Genomic DNA, 4,445 nt, shown 5'->3' with positions numbered 1-4,445 from the left:
TTTTGCATTCCGGGTGTAACACGCGTGATAAGGTTGGCAGGCTATTGATTCACAAAGCATATTTGTGAGCCGTTAAGGATTTGGAAAGGTGTTTGGAGAGGGCGGGCGCGGGGCGCCAGTGCCGCCAGCGCCACGCCGCGAAGCGCTGCCCGAGGGCCGGGAGGGTGAAGGTCCGGTGGACCTTCGCCCGGCCCGATTGCCCGGTGCCATAAGGCGTAGGGCAAGGTGGTATCCGTTCGCCTAGACGTTGGATATTCGGCCTGCGCCTGCCGGGGGGTGAGCCGGGATCAGAAACCGTCCAGTGGACGGTTTTACCGACGAGGCCCGCCCCGTGGGCGGACCGGGTGGCAGGCGCGGCCCGATCTGCGCAGGACGCAAATCGGGCGGGGGAGGGGCGCCGGTTGCCCTCCAGCCGATAATTGCCGTACGAGTCACGCCTTCGACGAAGCTACTTGAAACTTGAACCTAAGAAACGCTAATCTTAAATGACCGCACTTCTATTTTTTGGCGTAACTCCGGATTTGCAGTTTGGTATATTCTGCCGCTAGCCTCCCAGAGAGTATGCGCTAAAACTGAGGGCAGTTGGACTTAGACGCTGGAGTTTAGAGGAGAAACAATTTGCCAAAACGAATAGTTGTTGCGTTTCTAATCTTACTTTCTGGATGTGAGCCTGCGGTAACAAAGGAAGGCTGTCCAGTATACGTGAGTGAGATAATGCAAGCTTACACTCAGTCTTGTATTGCGGCTTACTATGAAGAGCTGGCGCATCAACAAGGCGGTGTAGTGACAACCTGTCGCCAAGTTCCCGGTGGAATGAGTTGCGTTACTAATTAAACCCGGCAACTGTCTTCTTTCTGCGCTGCATGTCCGACTGCGCAAAGAAATAATGGGCGGCACCTTAAAAACAGGAGCCCGCCCATATTTCGCCACGACTTCACAATAAGGAGTAGTTTTCCCCTTACCTCGTAAACTTCTTATACTTCACGCGCGTCGGTTCGATGCTGTCGGGGCCGAGGCGGCGCACCTTGTCTTCTTCATAGGCTTCGAAGTTGCCTTCGAACCATTCGACATGGGCGTCACCCTCGAACGCAAGGATATGCGTGCAGAGACGGTCGAGGAAGAAGCGGTCGTGCGAAATGATGACCGCGCAGCCGGCGAAATCGTCGATAGCGGATTCGAGCGCTTGCAGGGTTTCTACGTCAAGGTCGTTGGTCGGTTCGTCCAGCAGCAGCACGTTGCCGTTGGAGCGCAAGAGCTTGGCCAGATGCACGCGGTTGCGTTCACCGCCCGAAAGCACGCCCACCTTTTTCTGCTGGTCGGTGCCTTTGAAGTTGAAGGCGCCGCAATAGGCGCGGCTGTTCATTTCAAAGTCGCCAAGGTGAATCACCTCTAGCCCGTCGGAAATCTCTTCCCAGACGGTTTTCGCCGGGTCGAGCGTATCGCGCGACTGATCGACGTAGCTGAGTTGCACCGTGTCGCCCAGCGTGATCGTGCCTTCGTCGGGTTCTTCTTGCCCGGTGATCATCTTGAACAGCGTCGATTTACCCGCACCGTTCGGCCCGATCACGCCCACAATCGCGCCGGGCGGTACGGTGAACGAGAGGTTTTCGATCAAGAGCTTGTCGCCCATGTGCTTTTTCAGCCCCTGCACGTCGATCACCTTGCCGCCAAGGCGCTCGCCGTTGGGAATGATGATCTGCGCGTTCGAGATACGTTCGCGCACCGACTGGTCGGCCAGTTCGTTGTATTTCTGAATACGCGCCTTCTGCTTGGCCTGCCGCGCCTTGGCGCCAGAGCGGATCCAGTTGAGTTCGCGTTCGAGGATCTTGGACTTGGCCTTGTCTTCGCGCGCTTCTTGCAACAGCCGCTTGGCCTTTTGTTCAAGCCATGCCGAATAGTTGCCCTCGTAGGGAATACCGCGGCCACGGTCGAGTTCCAGAATCCAGCCAGTGATGTCATCAAGGAAATAGCGGTCGTGGGTGACGATCAGGATGGTGCCGGTGTAATCGACAAGATGCTGTTGCAGCCAAGCAATCGATTCCGCGTCAAGGTGGTTGGTCGGTTCGTCAAGCAGCAGCATATCGGGCGCTTCGAGCAAAAGCTTGCAAAGCGCCACCCGGCGGCGTTCACCGCCCGAAAGGCTGGCCACTTCGGCATCATCGGGCGGGCAGCGCAGCGCTTCCATCGCCACGTCCACCTGACTGTCGAGATCCCAAAGGTTCTTCGCGTCAATCAGGTCTTGCAGCGCCGACATCTCATCGGCGGTTTCGTCAGAATAATTCATCGCAAGGGCATTGTAGCGATCAAGGATCGCCTGTTTGTCGGCAACGCCCAGCATCACATTGCCGCGCACATCCAGCGTTTCATCCAGCCGCGGTTCCTGCGGCAGATAGCCAACGCGCGCGCCTTTGGCCGACCACGCCTCGCCCTGAAAATCGGTATCCATGCCCGCCATGATGCGCAGCAGCGTCGATTTACCCGAGCCGTTAACGCCCACGACCCCGATCTTGACCCCGGGAAGGAAGTTCAGATTGATGTTTTCAAAGCATTTTTTCCCACCAGGGTAGGTCTTCGAGACGCCTTGCATGTGGTAGACATACTGATATGAGGCCATGGTCTCGCTCCTGCCGGGTTGGGTGTCGGGCGCTATCTAAAGCAGATGACGCGGCAGGGGAAGGGGCGCGGTCAGCAAGGGCGTGCGAAAACCTGCACCCACCACGGCCCGGCACCACCTGAGGCGGGCACATAGCCAAATCCGATGGCCGCAACATTGCCGCGCAGGATGTTGGCGCGGTGGCCAGAAGATTCCATCCATCCCGTCATAACCTGCGCCGTCGTGCGCCAGCCGTAGGCGATGTTTTCGGCCGTCGTGCAGCTAGAAACCCCGACGGCGCGCACCCGTGCGCTGACATCGCTGCCCGAGGAACCACGGTGGTCGAAAAACCCGTTGGCGGCCATATCGCAGGCATGGGCCTGTGCGGCGGCGTCAAGGCGCGGGTCTTGGGCCAGCGGCGCACGCCCCCCCGCGGCACGTTCGGCGTTGACCGCGGCCAGCATTTCGGCAGCGGCGGCGGGCGAGGTTTGGCGGCATTGCGCGGCGCTTGCGGCAAAACTGGTGGCGAGCAAGGCCGCCGCGGCGAGAAGCATCAGTTTTGACATGGCGAATAGGGTCCAGAGCTTTTGCAAAACGGTTTGGCAATGCTACTGGCACATCGCGGCGAAAATGTGGACTGGCTGCATACCCGACGGGCGGGGCCTTGGCCTATTCTCGCCGACCCCAGAGGTCGTATTCGCCTGCCTCTTCCACCACGACGCGGGCCAGATCGCCGGGTGCGAGCCCCTCGAAGCCTTCGTCGATGAACAGGTTGCCGTCAATTTCGGGCGCGTCGGCCATGGTGCGGCAGGTGGCACCTTCGTCATCGACATCATCGACGATCACTTGCAGCAGTTTTCCAACTTTTGCGGCAAGTTTTGCCTCTGAAATCGCCTGTGCCTTTTCCATAAAGCGATCAAACCGCTCTTGCTTGACCTCATCAGGCACGTGGTCCGGCAGCGCGTTCGAGCGTGCACCCGCGACGTTTTCGTACTGAAAACACCCGACCCGGTCGAGCTGCGCTTCGTCCAACCAGTCGAGCAGGGTCTGGAACTCTGCCTCGGTTTCGCCGGGGTAACCCACGATGAAGGTAGAGCGCAGCGTGAGATCGGGGCAGGTTGCGCGCCATGCGGCGATCTCGTCGAGCGTTTTGGCAGCAGCGGCGGGGCGCGCCATGCGGCGCAGGGTTTCGGGGTGGGCGTGCTGAAACGGGATGTCGAGATAGGGCAGAACCAGCCCATCGGCCATCAGCGGAATCAGGTCGCGCACATGCGGGTAGGGGTAGACGTAGTGCAGCCGCACCCAAGCGCCAAGGCTGCCAAGGTCACGCGCAAGGTCGGTGATATGGGCGCGGTGGCCGCGCTCGCTGGCGTGGCGCAGATCGAGCCCATAGGCCGAGGTATCTTGGCTGATGACCAAAAGCTCTTTCACCCCGGCTGCCACCAGCCGTTCAGCCTCGCGCAGCACCGCATGGGCGGGGCGGCTGACCAGCCGGCCGCGCATATCGGGGATGATGCAGAACTTGCAGGCGTGATTGCAGCCTTCGGAAATCTTCAGATAGCTGTAATGGCGCGGGGTGAGGCTGACCGCAGAGGCGGGCAGAAGGTCGATGAACGGGTCCGGCGCGGGTGGCACCGCGCCGTGCACGGCATCAAGCACGGCCTCGTATTGATGCGGGCCGGTTACAGCCAGCACCTTTGGATGCGCGCCAGTGATGTAATCGGGTTCGGCACCCAGGCATCCGGTCACGATCACCCGCCCGTTTTCGCGCAGGGCTTCGCCGATCGCCTCTAGGCTTTCGGCCTTGGCGCTGTCGAGAAAACCGCAGGTGTTCACGATCACCGCATCCGCG

3 protein-coding genes are annotated in these 4,445 nt (G+C 60.1%); all 3 read right to left on the bottom strand.

Annotated features, from left to right (window positions below):
- Positions 1–958: 958 nt before the first annotated feature.
- Positions 959–2,614: an energy-dependent translational throttle protein EttA gene (gene ettA / locus ABY403_RS13940; protein WP_372841433.1), complete on the bottom strand. Its 1,656-nt coding sequence runs from the start codon at positions 2,612–2,614 to the stop codon at positions 959–961.
- 71 nt (positions 2,615–2,685) lie between these two features.
- Positions 2,686–3,159: a CAP domain-containing protein gene (locus ABY403_RS13935; RefSeq protein WP_372841432.1), complete on the bottom strand. Its 474-nt coding sequence runs from the start codon at positions 3,157–3,159 to the stop codon at positions 2,686–2,688.
- Between the two features lie 103 nt (positions 3,160–3,262).
- A partial coding sequence (rimO, locus tag ABY403_RS13930) for a 30S ribosomal protein S12 methylthiotransferase RimO (protein ID WP_372841431.1) occupies positions 3,263–4,445 on the bottom strand: 1,183 nt, incomplete at its 5' end.

Origin of the sequence: Phaeovulum sp., assembly GCF_041596715.1 — a bacterium.
Taxonomy (GTDB): Bacteria; Pseudomonadota; Alphaproteobacteria; order Rhodobacterales; family Rhodobacteraceae; genus UBA6213.
Note: the sequence above shows the minus strand (reverse complement) of the source record. Positions and strands in the feature narration are given on the sequence as shown.

Coding starts and splice junctions, on each gene's coding strand:
- ABY403_RS13935 (WP_372841432.1), bottom strand. CDS start 3,159: ATGTCAAAACTGATGCTTCTCGCCGCGGCGGCCTTGCTCGCCACCAGT.
- ettA (WP_372841433.1), bottom strand. CDS start 2,614: ATGGCCTCATATCAGTATGTCTACCACATGCAAGGCGTCTCGAAGACC.